The following is a 20384-nucleotide window of genomic DNA, read 5'->3' on the forward strand; positions in this document are numbered from 1 at the left end:
AAATGTGATTTTCTTATTTCCCCGAAAGGGTTAAACTGGCGCGTATGATCAGCCAGGACACGTGGTTCGAAACGGCCGTTGCCGAATTGGCGGACCCGCGGGATCAGCGGGTGTGGTCGATCATCGTGTCTCTCTTCGGCGATCTCGCTCAGGAGCCCGGCGCACAGATCTCCGGCGGAGCGCTTACGCGGGTTATAGAACCTATCGGCATCAAGCCCGAGGCCATCCGTGTCGCGCTGCATCGGCTGCGAAAGGACGGCTGGATCGAAAGCGATCGCATCGGGCGGGTGTCGATGCATTTCCTCACCGATTATGGCCGCACACAATCCGCTGCGGTAACGCCCCGCATCTATGCCCGCAGTTCTGAGCCAAACCGCAAATGGCACTTGTTGATCGCCGAGGACGGAGGCGGTTCGCAGGTGCTGGACGAAATGCTTCTCAGCTACGACTGCACGCCCATCGCCCGCAATGTGGCCCTGGGCCCGGGTCCTGTGCCCGAACAGACCGAAGGCCTGCTGGCGTTTGAGGTTTCGGCCCACACTGCACCGCAATGGGTTCAGGATCGCCTGTGTCCTGCCGATCTGCGCCTTGCGTGCCGGTCTCTTCTGGAAGACGTGCAACGGGCAACGCATACCCGCCCGGCGGATTGGGCAGCCACTCCGGCGCAAAGCGCCACATTGCGTACCTTGTTGGTGCATCGTTGGCGTCGGGTTGTACTGCGTCAACCGGACCTGCCCGCAGTGTTTTTCCCGCCGGACTGGACCGGGCCGGAATGCAGGGATGCCGTGTTCGATCTTCTGGACACCTTGCCCCGCCCAGCGCTGAATTTCCTGAACAGCACGGCGTAACCCGACGGCAGGCTATTCACGGAAGCGTCGAACGGCCTATCCTGAGTTCGGGCAATCCAGCAATGCCGGAGGGAGCCGAACGTGACTGAAACGGATATGCTGATCATCGGCGCCGGTTTTTCGGGGTTGATCATGGCCATCGAGGCCCGCAAACGCGGGATCACCGATATCACCATTCTTGAAAAAGCTGGTGATGTCGGGGGAACCTGGCGCGAAAACACCTATCCCGGCGTGGCCTGTGACGTGCCCTCTCACCTTTATTCAATGGCCACGCACCTGAACCCGGACTGGAGTCGGGCCTATGCCGGAGGGGCAGAGATTCTCTCCTATCTGCAGCGTGTGGCACGTGCCGAGGGCCTCTATGAGCTTTGCCACTTTCATCAGGAACTGAAATTTGCCCGCTGGAACGGCGCGCGCTGGCTAGTTGAAGCCCGCAACGGACACCGCTGGTCCGCTCGGTTCTTGGTGTCTGCAATTGGCGCGTTGCACATACCGCGTTTTCCGAACATCCCGGGCGCAGACAGTTTCCCCGGGCCCAGCTTTCATTCCGCTGAATGGGAGCATGAAGTCCCCCTGAAAGGCAAGAAGATCGCCGTGATCGGCACCGGCGCTTCGGCGGTGCAATTCGTACCCGAAATCGTCAAATCCGCCCGTCAGGTCACGATTTTTCAACGCAGCGCACCCTATGTGTTGCCGCGACCGGATGGACCGATCGCGCCGTGGATACGTCGACTTTACCGACGGCTGCCAGTCCTGCCACGTGTTCGGCGCCGACTGATTTATACATTGTTCGAATTTCGGCATCGTGTGTTCCGAGGAGAAAAGGGCGCGGTCGAGTTTGCCATGAAGATGTGGCGGAAGGCGCTGGATAGCGCCATCACAGACCCACTGGAACGTAAGAAGCTGACTCCGGACTACCGGATCGGATGTAAGCGTATCCTCAGTTCAAACGACTGGTATCCGGCTCTGGCGCGGGACAATGTCACGGTGATCCCGCATGGTGTTGCGTCAATCGACAAGGACCTCATTACAGCAACCGATGGCTCTCGGTTTCAGGCTGACGTGTTGATCTGGGGCACCGGATTTCACGTCACCGACGCGGTGGAAAGACTGGACATTACCGGAGCCAACGGCCTGACGATCCGCCAGGCTTGGGCAGACGGGATGCAAGCAAATCTGGGAACTGCCATCGCGGGTTTCCCGAATTTCTTTATTCTGCTCGGCCCTCATACCGGTCTGGGTCATAACTCGGTGGTGCTGATGATCGAAGCACAGGTTGCACATATCGGTCGTGTGCTGACTGAAATGGAGGCGCGGCAGTGGTCCGGTATCGCGCCTGATCCCGCAAAACAGGTGGCATTCACGCAGGAAATGCAAGACCGCCACAAAGACAGCATCTGGCAGGCCGGCGGGTGCACGTCCTGGTATCAGGATGCAAACGGACGCAACACGACCCTGTGGCCCGGAACAGTTTCAGAGTTCAAAAAGCGCATGGCGCGATCCGGGCTGGAACAATACCATCCAATCACCCGGCCTACGAATGGAGACGCCTGACATGACGGTACTTCTGACGATCCTCGCCCTGTTTGGCATTTTCTTACTGGGCATGAACCTCTGGACACGCCGCCTGACCCATCAAGGCATGCAGATCGTGCCGCAGCTGGGACAAATCATACCGGTACAGGGTGGACGCATACACTATGTCGAAAGGGGCGATCCGACGAATCCGGCTATTGTAATGATCCACGGGCTATCCGGCCAATTGCAGCACTTTACCTATGCTCTGATGGATGATCTGGCGGATGACTACCACGTCATTGCTGTCGACCGCCCCGGCTGTGGTTACTCAACGCGAGCCTCTGCGGCTCTGGCGACGTTGCCGGAACAAGCCCGCATGATCCACGAGTTCTTGCAGAACAAGGGCATTGAAAGCGCCGTGCTGGTGGGTCACTCGCTGGGCGGAGCAGTAGCGCTGGCCATGGCGCAGAACTATCCCAAAAATACCAAAGCCCTGGCCTTGCTGGCGCCGCTGACGCAGAAAATGCCGTCAACGCCGCCCGTCTTCAAACCCCTGGAGATTCGCACCGGATGGTTGCGCAACCTGATCGGATACACGATCGCGGTGCCCTTGGCGCGAAAAACCGCTCCGCTGGTGCTGAAAGACGTGTTCGCCCCTGAACCTGCGCCAGCGGATTTTCTCGACCGGGCCGGTGGTGCTCTGGGATTGCGGCCCTCTGCCTTTATTACCGCGTCTCAGGATGTCATTGGGGCCGAGGCTAGCATCGAGGCGATAAGTCATGGTTACCAGAACCTTCAGGTCCCCGGCGGCATCCTGTTTGGAGCTGAGGATCCGGTTCTGTCGCCGGATCAACACGGGGCCAAAATGGCGCAATTTGGCTTAACCTGTGAAACGCTGGAGGGCCGTGGGCACATGATTCCGATTACTGCCCCCGAAGCGTGTGCAGCCTTTGTCCGCAAGGTCGCGCAAAGCACTTTGTCGGATCAGACACGGTCTGATCAGGCCTGCACTTAGCTGGTTCAAGAATCCCCCAAGACTTGCACTTTTCCCTCTTGACCCTCCTGCGCCCCTCCCTTACATCGCCTTTCACTCGTGGCGGAGTAGCTCAGTTGGTTAGAGCAGCGGAATCATAATCCGCGTGTCGGGGGTTCAAGTCCCTCCTCCGCTACCAAAATTCCCCAAAAAGTTTACAGTTACGCCTAAGGTGGCGGGGCCTTCGATTGAAATGCCCGTGCGCAGGCGTTGACGCCACTCATTTGGCGGCGTCGAGGCACTGCACGTTTTATTGATCAGCCGGGTCTCCCACACACGCTGGAGTAACTTGCACAAAACCTAATCCGACAAAAAAACTCAGGTTGACATAGCTGAGTGTTTCTCTCAGATATTATCGCGCTCACTCCCCGAAACCTCGTGGGAATCGAATCCCGATTTGACAGGAAAGATCGAACCTTATGACCAAGTTTTTCGCGGCAACCAGCGCCATGACGCTTTGCATTGCGACGGCGGCTGTAGCCGAAGCGCCGTCCAAAGCTGATGTATTGAACACATATGCCGACATTGCCGAAGCAAAATACGAGGACAGCCTGATAACCGCCCAAAAGCTGCAATCAGCCGTCGAAGCTCTGATCGCAGATCCATCGGACGCAACTCTGAACCAGGCACGCGCAGCGTGGATTGCGGCCCGCGTACCCTATCAGCAAACGGAAGTTTATCGCTTTGGCAACGCTATCGTCGACGATTGGGAAGGCAAGGTAAACGCCTGGCCGCTGGATGAAGGCCTGATCGATTACGTGGATGCGTCTTACGGTGGTCCGAGTGACGAGAACGAATTCGCCGTTCTGAACGTTATCGCGAACCCCAGCTTCGAGCTGTCGGGAGAGACCATTGACGCCAACGAAATCACGCCGGAACTTCTGTCCGAAACTCTGCACGAGGCCGATGGGATCGAAGCGAATGTCGCCACCGGTTATCATGCCATCGAATTTCTTCTTTGGGGTCAGGACCTGAATGGCCACAGCGAAGGCGCCGGCGACCGCCGCTGGACTGATTACGCCAAGGGCGAGAAATGCACGGGCGGCAATTGCGAACGCCGCGCTCAGTACCTGAGCGCTGCCACCGATCTGCTGATCAGCGACCTGGAGTGGATGGCCGCCCAGTGGCAGCAAGGCGGCGAAGCGCGCGCAGCACTGGCTGCCAACGAAGATGCGGGTGTTGCCGCGATCCTGACCGGCATGGGCTCGCTGTCCTACGGCGAACAGGCGGGAGAGCGGATGCGTCTGGGCCTGATGCTGAACGACCCCGAAGAAGAGCATGATTGCTTTGCCGACAATACGCACAACAGCCATTACTATGACGGGCTGGGTATTCAGAATGTCTATCTTGGAAACTATACGCGCGTAGATGGCTCTCCGGTCTCTGGTGCTTCTCTGTCAGATCTGGTTGCCACAACTGATCCGGCACTGGATGCCGAGATGAAGACAAAGCTGTCGGCTACAATGCGAGCGCTTGGCCGCATCAAATCGACCGCCGAGGCCGGCTTTGCCTACGATCAGATGCTCGAACGCGGCAATGCCGGCGGTGAAGCGCTGATCATGGCAGGTGTTGACGGTCTGGTCGATCAAACCAAGACCATCGAGCGCATCGTCAGCACGCTGAAACTGGATCAGATCGAGTTTGAAGGCTCCGACAGTCTGGATAACCCCGACGCGGTGTTCCACTAAACAATGCACCGCTGCTTCGGAGGCGCGAACATGCGCCTCCGATACTCAAATCACAAAAGTTTGGATTGCCAGACTGGACCTCAGCCCAATAACCTAGTAAATAAGTAGGATATGTAAAACTGGTCGAATCGCCATGATCGTTTGCCATTGCACCAATATCTCGGACCACGATATCCGTGCCGCCATCGACTGGATGCGGACATCCGATCCGCAGGCGATCATTACCCCTGGCAAAATCTACCATGCCCTTGGAAAATCAGCGGATTGTGGCGGATGCATGCCCCTTTTCCTAGACACCATGAAGTCAGATGATAACCTGCAAGTGCCAATGCAACTGCGCGCCCTGCGCACCGCAGTAACACAGGAGAGTGTCAATGAAGGGCGATCCCAAGGTCATAGAATATCTCAACAAATCACTGCGGCATGAGCTGACGGCCGTCAGCCAGTACTGGCTCCATTATCGGTTGCAGGAAGACTGGGGTCTGGGCCACATGGCCAAGAAAAGCCGCGAGGAATCCATCGAGGAAATGGGCCACGCAGACAAGCTGATCGAACGGATCATTTTCCTGGAAGGCCACCCGAATCTGCAAAAGCTGGACCCGTTGCGGATCGGTCAGACACCGAAAGAAACTCTGGAATGTGATCTGGCAGCCGAAAACGACGCGCGTGCTCTTTACGTCGAAGCGCGAGAGTACTGCCGCGAGGCCGGTGATTATGCCTCGATGTCTTTGTTCGAGGATTTGATCCGCGATGAAGAAGGTCACATCGATTTTCTCGAAACGCAGCTCGATCTTTACGAAAGGATTGGCGAAGCCAATTATGCGCAACTCAACGCCTCGAAAATGGACGAAGGCGAATAGCCTTCTGTTAGTGGTGGCCGTGAATGCGGCCACCCCCGCCCTGTCAGCCGAGCTGCAGGACCTTCACCTGAACACCCTCCTCCGTACCGAAGAAGAAAAAGCCCGAATTTCGGACGTAACTTCCGCACCCGACGATTTTTCTGTGCCCCAACGGTTCGAAGAGTTGTCGGCAGGCGCCGCAACGGTTCGTGTGCGCACGGATTCGGATGCGTTTTTGCAACCCTCCGCCAATATCACATTTGAGCAGGAGCTGGACTTCAAGGTCGGCAACGGGCTGTTCAAGAAAATCTGGGTGTCATCCCCGTCATCGACGAAGGCCTCAGACGGGCTCGGCCCGCTTTACAATGCGCGCTCCTGCCAGCGGTGCCATATCAAGGACGGACGCGGGCATACACCAAATGGGCCGGATGACAACGCGATCTCCATGTTCCTCCGGGTCTCAGTCCCCGGCGTGCCCGAGGATGCGCCCGCAGAAATCGAAGACTACATCGCCACCCGGCCCGAGCCCAATTACGGCGGGCAAATGCAGGACTTCGCTCTGGCCGGCCATCCCGCCGAATATCGGTTGGGTATCACTTACGAAGAAATTCCGATGGAAGTGTCCGGCGGTGAAATGGTTTTCCTGCGCAACCCGGCTTACACGCCGGCCGATCTGGGCTATGGGCCGCTTCATCCGGATGCGATGCTCAGCCCACGCGTGGCGCCGCAGATGATCGGTTTGGGGTTACTGGAGGCAATCCCGGTCGACGATCTGCTGGCCAACGCCGATCCTGATGACTCGGATGGTGACGGCATCTCGGGCCGACCTAACATCGTATGGTCCGTTGAATTCGACCAACCCATGATGGGTCGGTTCGGACACAAGGCCGGGATGCCCACGGTGATGGAGCAATCCGCCGCCGCCTTTGCCGGCGACATCGGCATTTCCAGCCCGCTTTATCCGGCGCCTTTCGGTGATTGCACCGAAGCGCAGACCGACTGTGTCAACGCCCCGCATGGGGATCAGGACGATCGCGTGTTCGAAATTGACAAAACCGGCATGGATCTGGTTGCGTTCTACAGCCGCAATCTGGGGGTGCCGGCGCGTCGGGATGTGGACGATCCACAGGTCCTGCATGGCAAGAAAGTGTTTCACGACACAGGGTGCGCCGCTTGCCACACGCCCGCGTTCGTCACGCACAGGATGCCGGATCGCCCGGAACACAGTTTTCAGCTGATTTGGCCTTATACCGACCTGTTGCTGCACGACATGGGCGAAGGTTTGGCCGACAACCGCCCCGAGGCCCGTGCAACAGGGCGGGAATGGCGCACGCCTCCGCTTTGGGGTATCGGCCTGACCGAACGTGTGTCCGGACATACTCAGTTCCTGCATGATGGCCGCGCCCGGTCACTACTCGAAGCGATCCTGTGGCACGGGGGTGAAGCCCAGGTCGCCCGCGACACTGTCGTTTCGATGCCCAAGGCCGACCGCGACGCTCTGATCCGATTTCTCGAAAGCCTCTGACCTATGCGCATAATCAGCCTTCTAGCCGCGCTGCTGTTGCCCTTGTCTGCCATGGCTCTGGATCATGCCCCGATCCTGAACGACGTGACGGAAAATCATGTCCTGCCGAAGTTTGCGCAATTGGCCGACGACGCGCGACAGCTTCAATCTGCCGCCGCGAACGATTGTGCGCCGAACTCTCCGGAGTTGCGTGAAGCCTACGGAGCAGCATTTGACAGCTGGATTTTCGCCAGCCACCTGCGCTTTGGCCCGACTGAAAAGGATGAACGCGCCTTTGCTCTGGCGTTTTGGCCCGACACCAAAGGGTTTACCACTAAATCCCTGTCGCAACTGATCACGGATGAAGATGCGGCCGCAAGTGAGCCCGAGGCATTTGCCGCCACATCCATTGCCAGCCGCGGCTTTTTCGCATTGGAGCTCATGCTTTACGACCCGGAATTTGTAGCCAGAGGGCGTGACACTTATCGTTGCGCTTTGATCCGGGCCATCGCGGGCGACATTGTTCGCAATGCCACCGCCATGAACGACAATTGGCAAACCTATGCGTTCAAACTCACGCAACCCGGGTCGAACGGCCCTTATCGGACTGAAAAAGAAGCTTTGCAAGAGCTGTTCAAAGCCCTGAGCAGCGGGCTGCAATTCACTGCCGAAACTCGATTAGGCCGCCCTCTTGGAACGTATGACCGACCACGCCCCAAGAGAGCCGAGGCGTGGCGCTCCGAACGATCCGCACGCCACGTGGAACTTTCTCTGGTTGCATTACGCGATCTGGCTGCGCGGTTGTCCATCGATCATCCGAACATCGCGGGCGACCTCGACGCCGGTTTTTATAAGGCACTTGATCGCGCCCGTTCCTTGGGCGACCCATCATTTGCGGGTGTAGACACTCCGCAAGGACGATTGCGGGTCGAGGCACTGCAGCAGTCGATCAACGATATCCGCACGATAGTAGCCAATGACCTCGGTCCGACGCTGGGTATCAGTGCCGGTTTCAATTCGCTTGACGGAGACTGACCATGACCACGCGTCGACATTTCCTGGCCGGCCTGGCCGCCGCCTCATTCGCACCTATCCGGGGATGGGCAGCTGTTGGCGCACCCGCATTTCTGGCCGCAGCGCTCTTTCCTGATGGTTCCTACCGGCTGGCCGGGCTGGATTCCGGCGGAACGATACTGTTTTCGGTGCCCCTTCCCGCCCGTGGCCACGCCGCGGCGGCTCATCCGCACCGTGCGTTGGCCATAGCCTTCGCCCGCCGTCCGGGAACCTTTGGGCAGGTGATCGATTGTGCCGCAGGACGAATACTCGAACAAATCCATGCCCCGGCTGGGCGCCATTTCTACGGCCACGGCGTATTCTCATCCGACGGCGCCCGGTTCTTTACGACCGAAAACGACTTTGATGCCGGGGCTGGTGTGATCGGCGTTTGGGAAACCGACAGCTACAAGCGGTTGGGTGAATTCTCATCCGGCGGTATCGGGCCCCACGACATTCGACTTATGCCGGACCAGGACACTCTGGTCATCGCGAATGGCGGCATCGAAACCCACCCCGACACGGGCCGGAGCAAGTTGAATCTGCCCACAATGCAACCGAACGTGACTTTTGCCAGCCTGTCAGGGGTCGTACGAGAGCAGGTGAAATTGCCCGCCTCCTTGCGCAAGAACTCGATCCGACATCTTGCCGTGCACCGCGATGGCTTGGTGGGTTTTGCGATGCAGTGGCAGGGCAACCAGACCGAGCATCCGCCCTTGTTGGGCCTGCATCGCCGGGGTGCGGCGCCACGCCTTTTGACGGCACCGGAAAGCGAACAAACTACACTGCAAGGTTACGCAGGCAGCATCGCCTTCTCCGCGGACGGAAATACCATTGCCATCACCTGCCCGCGCGGCAACGCATTGCACCGGTTTGACGTATCAGGCGGCGCGTTTACCGGTGCGTTCCAACTGGAGGATGTCTGCGGTCTCGGCACCGGTCCGGATGGGTTGGTTTTTACCACCGGCACCGGCCAATTCGGGGTTTTGGGTCGCAACCGCCCGACGGCATTGGCCCATCTGTATTGCCACTGGGATAACCACCTGATCCCGATAGGCTGATTCAGGTAAAGTTCGGCAAAGCCAGTTGCATAGATTACACTTGGAAGAATCAAACTCCTGCCGTATTGGCGGGCGCGAACTCGGACATCCGAACGGCAAGGACTGACTTGATTGAAACAGACGCCTGACGCACCGCATTCCATCTACGGGGTTGAGAAATGGGGCAAAGGCCTCATCGAGGTGACGGAGCAGGGCGAGATCGGTCTGCGCAACCCGATGGCGCCAGAGGCGGCTGCGATTAGTCTGCCGGGTATTCTCAGCGATCTGGACGAACGTGGCATCAAAGCCCCGATGATCCTGCGCGTCAGCTCCTATCTGGAAAACGAAATCGCGCATATCAACGAGAGCTTCGCCGAAGCAATAACGCGCACCGGATACAATGGCCACTACCGCGGCGTGTTCCCGATCAAGGTGAACCAACAGGCGCAAGTGGTCGACCGGATCGTCGAGTTCGGTCAGAAGTATAACTATGGGCTCGAAGCTGGGTCCAAACCCGAACTGGTGGTGGCGCTTGCCCACCGCCTGGCCCCCGAGGCGCTGATCGTCTGCAACGGCGTCAAGGATGCCGAGTTCATCCAGCTCGCGATCCTCAGCCGCAAGATCGGCTTCAACACAGTCATCGTGCTGGAAAGCCCGAAAGAGGCGGACACGGTGATCGAGGTCTATAACGAACTTGGCATTGAACCCCTGATCGGCGTGCGGGTGAAATTGACCAATCAGATCAGCGGCAAGTGGGAAGAAAGCTCGGGCGACCGCTCGGCATTCGGCATGAACACCGATCAGCTTGTCGCCACGGTGGACAAGCTGAGCGCGGCTGGCCTGCTGCATTGCCTGAAACTGCAGCACTCGCACCTGGGCAGCCAGGTGCAGGACGTCAACGACGTGCGCCGTGCCGTGGGCGAGGCCTGTCGCTATTACACCGAACTGACGCGTGAAGGCGTGCCGCTAACTCACCTAGACCTCGGCGGCGGTATGGGCGTGGACTATACCGGCGAAAAGAAGGCCGCCGAGAACTCGATCAATTACACGGTCGAAGAATACTGTGCCAACGTCGTCGAAGCGGTGGCCTATGCGATGGATGAAGCAGAAGTAGCCCACCCCACTCTGGTTACCGAAAGCGGCCGTGCGGTTGTGGCGACCTCTTCGATGCTGGTGTTCAACGTGTTAGAAAGCACGCTGTATGACGCGCCCAACGGGCCCGAGGTCGAACCGGACGATCACCACATGGTTTCGGACCTCGCATTGGTGCACACGTATCTTTCCCGTGATCGACTCCAGGAATGCTGGAACGACGCCACCTTCTATCGCAACGAACTGCGCGCCCTGTTCCGCCGGGGCTACGTCGACCTACGCCAAATGGCCCGGGGCGAACGCATCTATTTGTCGCTGATGGCGCGCCTCAAGGCGCTGGCTGCCAGCGATGATCTGGAAACAGATGTGGACGATCAGCTTGAGAAGGTGGCCGATATCTACCACTGCAATTTCTCGTTGTTCCAGTCGCTGCCGGATGTCTGGGCCATCGACCAGCTACACCCGATCGTTCCACTACAGGGCTTGAACCAGACCCCGGATCGCCGCGCGGTGTTGTCCGACATCACCTGCGACAGCGACGGCAAGATCGACCGGTTCATCCTGGCCGACGGCGTCTCACCCAGCTTGCCGGTGCATTCCCTGCCCGAGAACGAAGAATATTTCATGGGCGTTTTCTTCGTCGGTGCCTATCAGGAAACGCTGGGCGATCTACACAACCTTTTTGGTGACACCAACGTTGTCACCATCGACCTGCGCGCCGATGGCGGCTTTGACTTGTTGCATGAACAGGAAGGCGACACGATTTCCGAGGTCCTCTCCTATGTCGAGTTCGACCCGCAGGACTGCGTCGCCGCCTTCCGCAAAATGGTGGACGAGGCGATCTCGACCGGTACTCTGAAAGCCAAGGACCGCAAAACCCTGATGAGCGCCTATCGCGACTCGATCAACGGCTACACCTATTACGAATAACCCCCTGTAAGAGGAGAATACCCCATGGGCAAAACACTGGTTGTCGGCGCGGGTGGCGTATCCCACGCCGCCGTGCACAAGATGGCGATGAATTCGGATATCTTCACCGAGATCACGCTGGCCAGCCGCACGAAATCGAAATGCGACGCCATTGCCAAAGCGGTCAAAGAGCGTGTTGGTGTCGATATCGCAACCGCTGAGCTGGACGCCTACAAGGTCGAAGACACGGTCGAGCTGATCAAGGAAACCGGAGCGGAGATTCTTGTGAACCTTGCTCTGCCCTATCAGGACTTGGTGCTGATGGACGCGTGCCTCGAGGCGGGCATCCACTATCTCGACACCGCGAATTATGAACCCGAGGATGAGGCCAAGTTCGAATACCACTGGCAATGGGCCTATCAGGACAAGTTCAAAGAGGCCGGCCTGACCGCCATCCTCGGCTCCGGCTTCGATCCGGGCGTAACCTCGGTCTTCGCCACCTGGCTCAAGAAACACAAGCTGGACACGATCCGCCAGATCGACGTGCTGGACGCCAATGGCGGCCAGAACGAGCAAGAGTTTGCCACCAACTTCAACCCCGAGATCAACCTGCGCGAAGTGCTGGCCGAAGTACGCCACTGGGAAAACGGTGAGTGGAAACACTCCCCCGCCATGACCCACAAGGTCGAGTTCGACTTCCCCGCCATCGGCCCCAAGAACATGTACCTGATGTATCACGAGGAACTGGAGTCGCTCTCGACCCACTTCCCCGAGATCGAACGCGCCCGCTTCTGGATGACCTTCGGCGACGCCTACATCACCCACGCCAAGGTACTGGAAAACGTCGGCATGACCCGCATCGACCCGGTGATGCATGACGGCAAGGAAATCATCCCGATCCAGTTCCTGAAAACCCTGCTGCCCGATCCCGGCGATCTGGGTGCCGAAACCAAAGGCAAGGCCTGCATCGGCGACATCGCAACTGGTCAGGCCAAGGACGGTTCAGGCGAAAAGACCTATTACATCTACAACATCTGCGACCACGAAGAGTGCTACCGCGAGGTTGGTTCTCAGGCCGTCAGCTATACCACCGGCGTCCCAGCCATGATTGGCGCAGCGCAGGTGCTAAAGGGCAACTGGCGTGAGCCCGGCGTGTGGAACATGGAACAGCTCGACCCCGATGACTTCATGGACATGCTGAACGAACATGGCCTGCCGTGGCAGGTCCACGAACTCGACAGCCCGGTCGACTTCTGATCCGATTGCGCTTCATCTTTTCGAAAATACTCCGGGGGTCCGGGGGCAGCGCCCCCGGCCTCTCCACCCAAGGAGACGCCGGACATGTCTGACATGATGACAACCCAGGCCGGAGATGCCGGAGCCTTTCGCAAATTCGACCTCAGCCGTGTACCATCGCCGTGTTTCGTGGTCGACGAAAAAGCCGTCGAAAGAAACCTGCGCATCCTTGCCGACGTGGGCAGCCGATCCGGCGCACATGTGCTGAGCGCCCTCAAGGCATTCTCCATGTTCTCGCTGGCACCGCTGGTCCGACAACACCTCGGCGGCACCTGTGCGTCCGGCATCTATGAGGCCCGTCTGGGCCGAGAGGAATACGGCGGCGAGGTCGCCACCTTCTGCGCCGGATACAAGGATGCCGATATAGACGAGATACTTGCGCTGTCCGACCACATCATCTTCAACTCACCGGCCCAGAAAGACCGATTTCTCGCCAAGGCACAGGGCGCAGGCGTACAGGTCGGCCTGCGGATCAACCCGGAACATTCCGAAGGCGAGGTCGCCAAATACGATCCCTGTGCGCCCTGTTCTCGTCTGGGCACACCAGTCAGTCAGTTAACTGCCGAAACGCTGGACGGAGTCGTCGGTCTGCACATGCACACGCTCTGCGAACAGGGGTTCGAGCCCTTGCATCGCACATGGGCCTCGGTGGAGCCGAAACTCAAGCCATTCATGGGCCACCTTAAATGGCTGAATTTTGGTGGCGGCCATCATATTACCCGTGACGACTACGACCGCGATGGGCTGGTTTCCTTCATCAAATCCATCCGAGACGAGTACCACATTGATGTCTATCTCGAACCCGGCGAGGCCGTCGCGCTGGACGCAGGCATTCTGGTCGGAGAAATCCTTGACCTGCCAACCAATGGCATGAACCTTGCGATCACCGATATCTCGGCCACCTGCCACATGCCTGATGTGATCGAAGCGCCCTATCGCCCCGCTCTGATGGACGAGATCAGGGCTGGCCACACCTACCGTCTGGGCGGCCCGTCCTGCCTAGCCGGCGATGTGATCGGTGACTATACGTGGGAGAAACCGCTGGAGATCGGTCAGCGCTTCGCCTTCCTCGATCAGGCGCATTACTCAATGGTCAAGACCAACACGTTCAACGGTGTTCCCCTGCCCACAATCGCGCTATGGAACAGCGAAACGGACGAGCTGAAGATCATCAAGCAGTTCGGCTATGACGACTTCAAGGACAGACTCTCATGACCATTTTCCTCGACAGTGAACTGACGGAATCCGAGCGCACCGAAGACGCCCGTTTTCGCGTGATCCCGGTGCCGCTGGAACGCACTGTCTCCTACGGATCGGGCACCGCGAATGGCCCCGCAGCAATCATCGAGGCCAGCAACGAACTGGAACGTATCACCGGCCACGCCGAACCCTGCGTAGAGGGCATTTTCACCGAAGACCCACTGAATTGCGACGCCGCCCTGCCTGACATCATGGAACGCCTCGCCCAACGCACCGAAGCTGCCGTCCGAGCGGGCAAAGTGCCGGTGACCTTGGGCGGAGAGCATTCCCTCACCTACGGCGCGGTGACGGGCGTGGCGCGCGCCCTGAACCAGCCTGTCGGCATCGTCCAGATCGACGCTCATGCCGACCTGCGCAATGCCTATCAGGGCGAGAAACACAGCCACGCCTCGGTCATGCATCTGTTGGCCGAAGAAGGCATCCGGCTGGCTCAGTTCGGCGTTCGCGCCTTTTCGACGGAAGAGGCCAAAAGCCGCCTGAGAAACCACGTCTTTCATGTGGATGCCGAGGATCTGGTCACCGGCAATATCCACGCCGTCGACCTGCCCAGCGACTTTCCCGATCTGGTCTATGTCAGCTTCGACGTCGACGGGCTGGACCCGTCTTTGATGCCCGCAACCGGTACACCAGTCCCCGGTGGGCTGGGCTATTATCAAGCCCTGAGGCTAGTGGAGCACGCCTTGAAAGGCCGAACATGCGTGGGCTTCGACGTGGTGGAACTGGCCCCGGACGGCAATGCTGCCTGGGACTTCACCGCGGCACAGATTGTCTATCGTTTGATGGCAAGCTGCTGAGACTGCAATCGGTCAGGACGGGCCAGCCCGGCCCGCCCTGCACGCTTTTCAATCCGATTTACCGTCGTCTGCGGTCTCGTTCAGCTCCATGTGACCTTCGCTCTTGTCGAGTATGCGGCGCAGCATGGGTTCGAAAAACTCCAGCGGTTTGGTCGGATAGTTCGGATCAAAAGCGCATTGATCGTATTCGTGGCAGAAGTACCGGCAATCTTCCCAGTAAGGGCTGTCGCGGTACTTGTCGCGCGCATTCCGGTCACCCCCAAGAAAGTGGTTGTAGTAATAGCCCTGAAACACACAGTGGTGTTTGAGTATCCAATAAGTACGTTCGCTGACATAAGGCTTCATCATGGCCGCCGACAGCTCACCATGGTTGTACGGAGACAGGATATCGCCTGTATCATGCACCAGCGCTGCAATGACAATCTCCTCGTCTGCGCCGTCGTTGTAAGCACGGGTCGCAGCTTGCAGGCTGTGCTGGTAGCGATTTACCGGGTAAGGCGTCCACTCTTCATCTAATGATCGGATCGCGTCCAGAATGCGATCCGCCAGGGCCGCATTATAGGCGTCCTCGTAATCCATCACCGCCAGAAAATCTTCCTTGGTGGCGTTTTCGAAACTGGTCCAGGTGGGTTTGTGGCTTTTGTCCAGCATGGCGCGTCCTTTGGCTGATGAGCTACGCCCAGTCTACCAAATCCAGTGTGAGTAAAAAAATGAATTGATTTTATCAAACTGATTAAAAAATACTTTCGATATGCAGATCAATGCCCTTGAAACATTTCTGTGCGTAGCCGATTTGGGCGGGTTCCACGCCGCAGCCCGCAAGCTAAACGTAACTCAAACCGCCGTCAGTGCCCGCATCCGACTGATTGAAGAGGAAACCGGAAAACCCTTGTTCAGTCGTGGCGCGGGCGGCACGAGCCTGACAGACTTTGGACGACAATTCCGGCCTTATGCCGAACAGATGCTGTCGCTCTGGTCCTTTGCTTCCCGCGATTTACCCCTGCAAACCCAGAACCGAGTTGTCCTTCGACTTGGGGCGCAACTGAGTGTCTGGGACCCGCTTCTGGTTGATCTGGCCGTGCTGTATGAACAGCGCCTCGGCCAACTGTTGATGACGCTCAACTACGATCATGACCTGAATATGGTCGAGGCCGTCGCGACCCACGTTCTGGATGCAGCACTGACCCACGAAAAACCCTCGGACCCGCGTGTGCTGTATCGGGAACTGAACGCTGAACGCCTATTGCTGGTAGAAACCAAGGGATCCGGCGAGGACCGGGTTTTCGTAAACCTGGAACTGGGTGAGATCTATCAAGATCATGTGCGATCGGCAGCGCGACAGGCATCCGGCCAAACGGTTTTTCTTGGAAATTGCATGATGGCTTTGCGCTATGTCCTGCGGCGGGAAGGCGCCGGGTACTTCCCGCAATACGTCATCAAAGAACACCTGCGTACAGGTGAGCTGGTCCCGGTTGCCGGAGCATTGGATTTGATGCTGCCCCTATATCTGGTTGCCAGGCGAGACGGAACCGCATTCGACGACATACTTGGCTGCCTGATCGATCTGCGAGAGGTGTCTTAGGCCTGTGACAACGTTCCGTTCGCGCCCTTGGGTCGAGCACGAAATAAGGGTCGCCCCGATATCATCAGGAAAAGGCAAGAGATCAGGATGCCGATGATCGCCGGCAGATACAGCAGTATCCACAGGTTCGGATCTTCGATCACAATGGGCGAGATCAGCCCCCGTACACCTTCCAGCAAAACCAGAATCAAGAACGCGCAGAGAATTTGCGGCCAGAGGCCGAAGCGAGAGAAACTGCCAAGCGTCAGGGTCGCGTACCCGACCAAAGCCACAGCGATACAAATCGCAATCCAGGAAAAGCGCTGATGCAGTTCTTCGATCAGGCGCCCCTGACTGTGCCCGTCGGACTGCGCCACCGCATCGCGGTTATTGATCAGATCAATAGTTGAAATCGCACCGATACTGCGGTGACCCATTTCTCCACCACTGGTCAACTCTGTGATATCATAGGACGCGTCTTCAAACAGGGTCGATGACAATGTCTTTCCGTCGGCATTCAGCCTGAGCGCAACACCATCCACCATCACGAGGTGAATGCCCGTTTCCTCGTTGACGAGATAAGCTGTCGTACTGGAATAGCTGACCGGGTTTTCTTCGTCCCGCCGGTCGGACACAAAAACCTCGTGCAATGTGCCGTCCAGATCAATCTGCCCAATGTAGACCGTAACACCTTCTGCCGGGTGCAGAAATTCACCTTCGTTCAGTAGCTGTGCAGTGACGTCTCCGGCAACCTCGGCTTGCCGCAGTTCCAGTTGCTCGACCGACGCCGGGCGCAGGAAGACACTGATCACCGCCATCATCAGACCGGCGATCAGACCAAAGAAAAAAACGGCTCGCGCAAGCCGCCATGGGCTGGACCCGGTGGCCAGCATTACGGTCATTTCGCTTTCACGGCTCAATCGGTTGGTGGCGTAAACCGCCGCGGCGAATATCGCCATCGGCATCACGGTTCGGATCAGCGTTGGAAGTGTCAGAGCCGTGAATTCCAGAAACACCATCGCGGACTGACCGCCACTGATCACACGATCAAACAGGCTGACTGACCGCGTGATCCAGAAAACTCCGACCAGAACCAGAGTAAAAAAGCCGAACAGAACCAGCAATTGCCGCAGGAAATACCCATCAAAACGCGACATGTGACCTCTTCTTGGCTGTTGGCGACGTGCGGGGACATTAGGGCAAACGCAGGGCAGAGGAAACCGGGATTACCCGACCAGAATCCTGTTTTGCCAGAGCCACCGTAGTATCCGCGTCGCGCGATCCACGCCCAGAATGTCCGACCATCGGCTGAGAATACCCGCCGAAGATTCCGGGCGATCCAGCTGGTTTAGCAACGGAATGATCGGGGTCCCTTCAAGATTGGCAACCGGACGCGGCAAGGCTGGATGATACAGGACGGTCGCGGGCTCGATATGGGTTTCAGTCTGAAGGCCAGACACCGATACTCTGGTTTCTGGGGCCAGTTGCAGCGGCATTCCTTTGGGTATGTCGGTCATTTCCGGCTCGACCGGGGTTCGAGAAACCGAACTCATCGGGTGAGAGCGCGCCGACCAGAACTCCGCTGACGAAACCTTATGCTGCCGGGCATAGAATTCAGCGGCCAGAGCAGCGTGTGTCTGAACCCTCTCGGTCTGCCGGTCGCGGTAGAACGACAACGCCAGATCTGTATTTTCGGGGCGAGTCAGAACCGTATTAACAACCGCGGCGGCCTGCACCGCCTGACCCATTGCCAGCTGCACCCCTTGTGACGACAAAGGGTCAACTGTGAAACTGGCTTCTCCGACCCGCAATAAGTGCGATTCAGGAGATGTGGTTTCGATCAGGCTGGTGGCGTCGATGCGTCGGACGGGGCCAATCCGTTGCTGTTCCAGGCAGGGCGACAAAAGCGTCGATTGCGCCAACAAGTTCAGATAGAGATCGCGGCGATCTGCCGGCGACAATCCGGTGCACGAGGCCGGATCGACAAACACCATCGCGTTGACGGAATGATCTGGCAGCATCGCCCCCCAGTACCAATGCGCGTATCCTGCCTCGACACGTGTTTGCGCGCCGAATCCTCGGGGCGCGTTCCAGTAAGCGTAGAGTGCAAGCAGCGGTTGCGAAGCTGGACGAAACCTGCGCCCCAAGCCCGCCTGCCGACCGGCAGCATCCACCAATATCCGGGCGCGGATGTACTGTACTCCGCCCCGATTTTTCACGGGAATTTCCCACCCGGTTTTGAAGCGCCGAGGGCGATAAGCCCGGGCGGAATCCAAAACCTGTACCCCAGCTTTACCTGCACATTCCAACAGCAAGGCGTCAAACTTGCCACGATCGACCAACAGCCCAGTCTCTCCTTCACCAGGTCCACGACGCTCGAATGTGCCGCCCCAATGAAGAATCGAGCCGGTGGAATTCAGAAAGCCGCCTGATGCGATCTGCTCTGACAGGCCCAGAAGGTGTAGAATTGGCCTGATCGAAGGAGGCAGCGACTCTCCGACATGGGCGCGGGGAAACGCCGCGCGCTCAAGCAGGCAAACCTTCCGACCGAGCTGTGCCAATCGCAGCCCAACAGTCGATCCGGCGGGTCCCCCACCGATCACGCAGACTTCAGTGTCTATAATCTCAGGCATCGATCAGGCAGACACGGATTGTGCCGTCCCGCCAAAGTAATCCGGTCGGGCCTCGGACAGGCGGACATACGCTTGCAGGCAATAGTGCAACCAGCCGCGAATGTAGTCGCAGGCCGGGCGACCGCGATGAATCACCTCGTGATGGCACCCACCACCGCAGAGGTAGCGCGCCCAACATGTGTTGCAGGGCGACTGCCCATGAACGTGCCGCTCCACCAGCCAACGATCGCGGCGCAAATCCGGTCCGTTGAAAACATCGCCCATAGCGCCTGCCTTGTCCTCGACAAAGCGGTGACAGGCGAACAGACCGCCTTCGGCCGACACACCGAAATACCCCGCTCCTGCGCCACAGGCATACGGGCGATGGGTGCCGCGGTGAATTTCCTGCATGGCGGCCGACATGTTCGAAAACGGATAGCGCCGCCCCCGGATCACCGCCGCCTCAAACGCTTGCCCACAGAGGATCATCTGCCCCAGCATGTCGTCCAGATCCGAGCGGCTCAGCTCGTGACGGCCATTTGGCGAGGCCAGCATCGGTGAGAACCCCACCGAGTGAAATCCCATGCCCACAAACTGTTCCAGTGTTTCCGGCAAATCCATGTTCTGAGGCGTCACGGTCACACGCGCGCCGACCTGCATTCTATGCTGCCTTTCCAGCAGCGGCTCAACGCGCTTCAATATTGTGTCATAGCTGCCGCGCCCGCCACGATTGGGGCGCAAACGATCATGCGATGCGCCCACTCCATCCAGACTGATCGTGACTGCAAATCCATACATTTCAAAGAATTCGGCATCCTCTGGGCGCAGCAACGTGCCATTTGTGGTGACCGAGAACCCAACCCGCAAACCATGCGCCCGCGCGCGATCTGCTGCATACTCGGTGGTCCGATGGATTAAGTCACGATTGATCAGGGGTTCGCCGCCAAGATAGGCCAGATTGATCCGCACGCCAGGTTCGGCTTCGGCCACCAGACGGTCGACGGAGGCTTTGGCAACTTCCCATTCCATGTTCCGCGCAGGGCCTCCGAATTCTCCACCCGAGGCGTAGCAATAGGTGCAGGCCAGATTGCATTTCTGCGCGACAGCCAAGGACAGGGACCGTACGGGCATGTCTTCCGGCGGGCGGTCACCGATATACGGCGCTCCCTCCAAACCCATCGACAAGAGGTAAGCGCGCTGAGCGTCGGGATCGGAGGCGGCAAACCGCTCAGCTGCATCAGAAGGCACGTCAAAAACCCGCGACCCATCCACCGCCAGCATGTGGTGCCCGTGATCGGTTTCAAAAAAGTGCACCTGCGATGCGGGCGGAATCACAC

Annotated in this window: 18 protein-coding genes and 1 tRNA gene; 15 read left to right on the top strand and 4 right to left on the bottom strand. The window is 58.5% G+C overall.

The genetic code is table 11. From position 1 onward, the window contains the following. The first annotated feature begins 44 nt into the window (after nucleotides 1–44). The 14 genes from AC2TEL_RS07895 (at nucleotide 45) to speB (ending at nucleotide 14874) form a co-directional block, all read left to right on the top strand. Nucleotides 45–848, top strand: a complete 804-nt coding sequence (locus tag AC2TEL_RS07895) for a PaaX family transcriptional regulator C-terminal domain-containing protein (RefSeq protein ID WP_480841028.1) — start codon at nucleotides 45–47, stop codon at nucleotides 846–848. A gap of 81 nt (nucleotides 849–929) precedes the next feature. Next, nucleotides 930–2402, top strand: a complete 1473-nt coding sequence (locus AC2TEL_RS07900) for a flavin-containing monooxygenase (RefSeq protein ID WP_480903059.1) — start codon at nucleotides 930–932, stop codon at nucleotides 2400–2402. 1 nt (nucleotide 2403) lies between these two features. Beyond that, nucleotides 2404–3381: an alpha/beta fold hydrolase gene (locus AC2TEL_RS07905; protein WP_480841032.1), complete on the top strand. Its 978-nt coding sequence runs from the start codon at nucleotides 2404–2406 to the stop codon at nucleotides 3379–3381. 80 nt (nucleotides 3382–3461) lie between these two features. After that, nucleotides 3462–3538, top strand: a tRNA-Met gene (locus AC2TEL_RS07910). Nucleotides 3539–3818: 280 nt separating this feature from the next. After that, on the top strand, nucleotides 3819–5087 hold the full coding sequence (locus AC2TEL_RS07915; RefSeq protein WP_480862092.1) for an imelysin family protein: 1269 nt from the start codon (nucleotides 3819–3821) through the stop codon (nucleotides 5085–5087). A 133-nt stretch (nucleotides 5088–5220) separates the two neighbouring features. After that, the gene (locus AC2TEL_RS07920) at nucleotides 5221–5514 is read left to right on the top strand and encodes a (2Fe-2S)-binding protein (RefSeq protein ID WP_480841036.1); all 294 of its coding nucleotides are present in this window, start codon (nucleotides 5221–5223) and stop codon (nucleotides 5512–5514) included. Beyond that, nucleotides 5462–5947: a bacterioferritin gene (gene bfr / locus AC2TEL_RS07925; RefSeq protein WP_480841038.1), complete on the top strand. Its 486-nt coding sequence runs from the start codon at nucleotides 5462–5464 to the stop codon at nucleotides 5945–5947. Before AC2TEL_RS07920 ends, bfr begins: the two co-directional genes overlap by 53 nt. A gap of 13 nt (nucleotides 5948–5960) precedes the next feature. After that, nucleotides 5961–7451, top strand: coding sequence for a di-heme oxidoreductase family protein (locus tag AC2TEL_RS07930; protein WP_480903099.1), 1491 nt, complete (start codon nucleotides 5961–5963; stop codon nucleotides 7449–7451). A gap of 3 nt (nucleotides 7452–7454) precedes the next feature. Further along, the gene (locus AC2TEL_RS07935) at nucleotides 7455–8465 is read left to right on the top strand and encodes an imelysin family protein (protein ID WP_480903061.1); all 1011 of its coding nucleotides are present in this window, start codon (nucleotides 7455–7457) and stop codon (nucleotides 8463–8465) included. A 2-nt stretch (nucleotides 8466–8467) separates the two neighbouring features. Beyond that, complete coding sequence (locus tag AC2TEL_RS07940; protein ID WP_480903063.1) at nucleotides 8468–9544, top strand: DUF1513 domain-containing protein; 1077 nt, start codon at nucleotides 8468–8470, stop codon at nucleotides 9542–9544. A gap of 111 nt (nucleotides 9545–9655) precedes the next feature. Further along, nucleotides 9656–11545 (top strand): biosynthetic arginine decarboxylase, encoded by a 1890-nt coding sequence (gene speA, locus AC2TEL_RS07945; RefSeq protein ID WP_480903065.1) that lies wholly within the window; start codon nucleotides 9656–9658, stop codon nucleotides 11543–11545. Nucleotides 11546–11569: 24 nt separating this feature from the next. Then, nucleotides 11570–12781 carry a saccharopine dehydrogenase family protein gene (locus tag AC2TEL_RS07950; RefSeq protein WP_480903067.1) on the top strand — a complete coding sequence of 404 codons (1212 nt, stop codon included), beginning with the start codon at nucleotides 11570–11572 and terminating at the stop codon, nucleotides 12779–12781. Nucleotides 12782–12865: 84 nt separating this feature from the next. Beyond that, the gene (gene nspC / locus AC2TEL_RS07955) at nucleotides 12866–14035 is read left to right on the top strand and encodes a carboxynorspermidine decarboxylase (RefSeq protein WP_480903068.1); all 1170 of its coding nucleotides are present in this window, start codon (nucleotides 12866–12868) and stop codon (nucleotides 14033–14035) included. Next, nucleotides 14032–14874 (top strand): agmatinase, encoded by an 843-nt coding sequence (gene speB / locus AC2TEL_RS07960; protein WP_480903070.1) that lies wholly within the window; start codon nucleotides 14032–14034, stop codon nucleotides 14872–14874. The genes nspC and speB overlap by 4 nt, the downstream gene beginning before the upstream one ends. Nucleotides 14875–14922: 48 nt before the next feature. Here the strand turns inward: speB and AC2TEL_RS07965 are convergent, their stop codons facing one another. Then, complete coding sequence (locus tag AC2TEL_RS07965) at nucleotides 14923–15525, bottom strand: HD domain-containing protein (RefSeq protein WP_480841052.1); 603 nt, start codon at nucleotides 15523–15525, stop codon at nucleotides 14923–14925. Between the two features lie 100 nt (nucleotides 15526–15625). Here AC2TEL_RS07965 and AC2TEL_RS07970 point away from each other — a divergent pair, with 100 nt between their 5' ends. Then, the gene (locus tag AC2TEL_RS07970; RefSeq protein WP_480903071.1) at nucleotides 15626–16456 is read left to right on the top strand and encodes a LysR family transcriptional regulator; all 831 of its coding nucleotides are present in this window, start codon (nucleotides 15626–15628) and stop codon (nucleotides 16454–16456) included. On the opposite strand, the gene lptF is transcribed toward AC2TEL_RS07970, so the two are convergent. From lptF to AC2TEL_RS07985, 3 genes are all read right to left on the bottom strand, one after another. Beyond that, on the bottom strand, nucleotides 16453–17592 hold the full coding sequence (lptF, locus tag AC2TEL_RS07975; protein ID WP_480841056.1) for an LPS export ABC transporter permease LptF: 1140 nt from the start codon (nucleotides 17590–17592) through the stop codon (nucleotides 16453–16455). The genes AC2TEL_RS07970 and lptF overlap by 4 nt on opposite strands. 69 nt (nucleotides 17593–17661) lie before the next feature. Next, the gene (gene qhpG, locus AC2TEL_RS07980; RefSeq protein ID WP_480903073.1) at nucleotides 17662–19068 is read right to left on the bottom strand and encodes a flavin-dependent monooxygenase QhpG; all 1407 of its coding nucleotides are present in this window, start codon (nucleotides 19066–19068) and stop codon (nucleotides 17662–17664) included. A 3-nt stretch (nucleotides 19069–19071) separates the two neighbouring features. Beyond that, a complete protein-coding gene (locus AC2TEL_RS07985; protein WP_480903075.1) occupies nucleotides 19072–20382 on the bottom strand; it encodes a radical SAM protein in 1311 nt (436 codons plus the stop codon). Between the last annotated feature and the right edge of the window lie 2 nt (nucleotides 20383–20384).

It is taken from the genome of Ruegeria sp. HKCCD9138 (assembly GCF_057220975.1).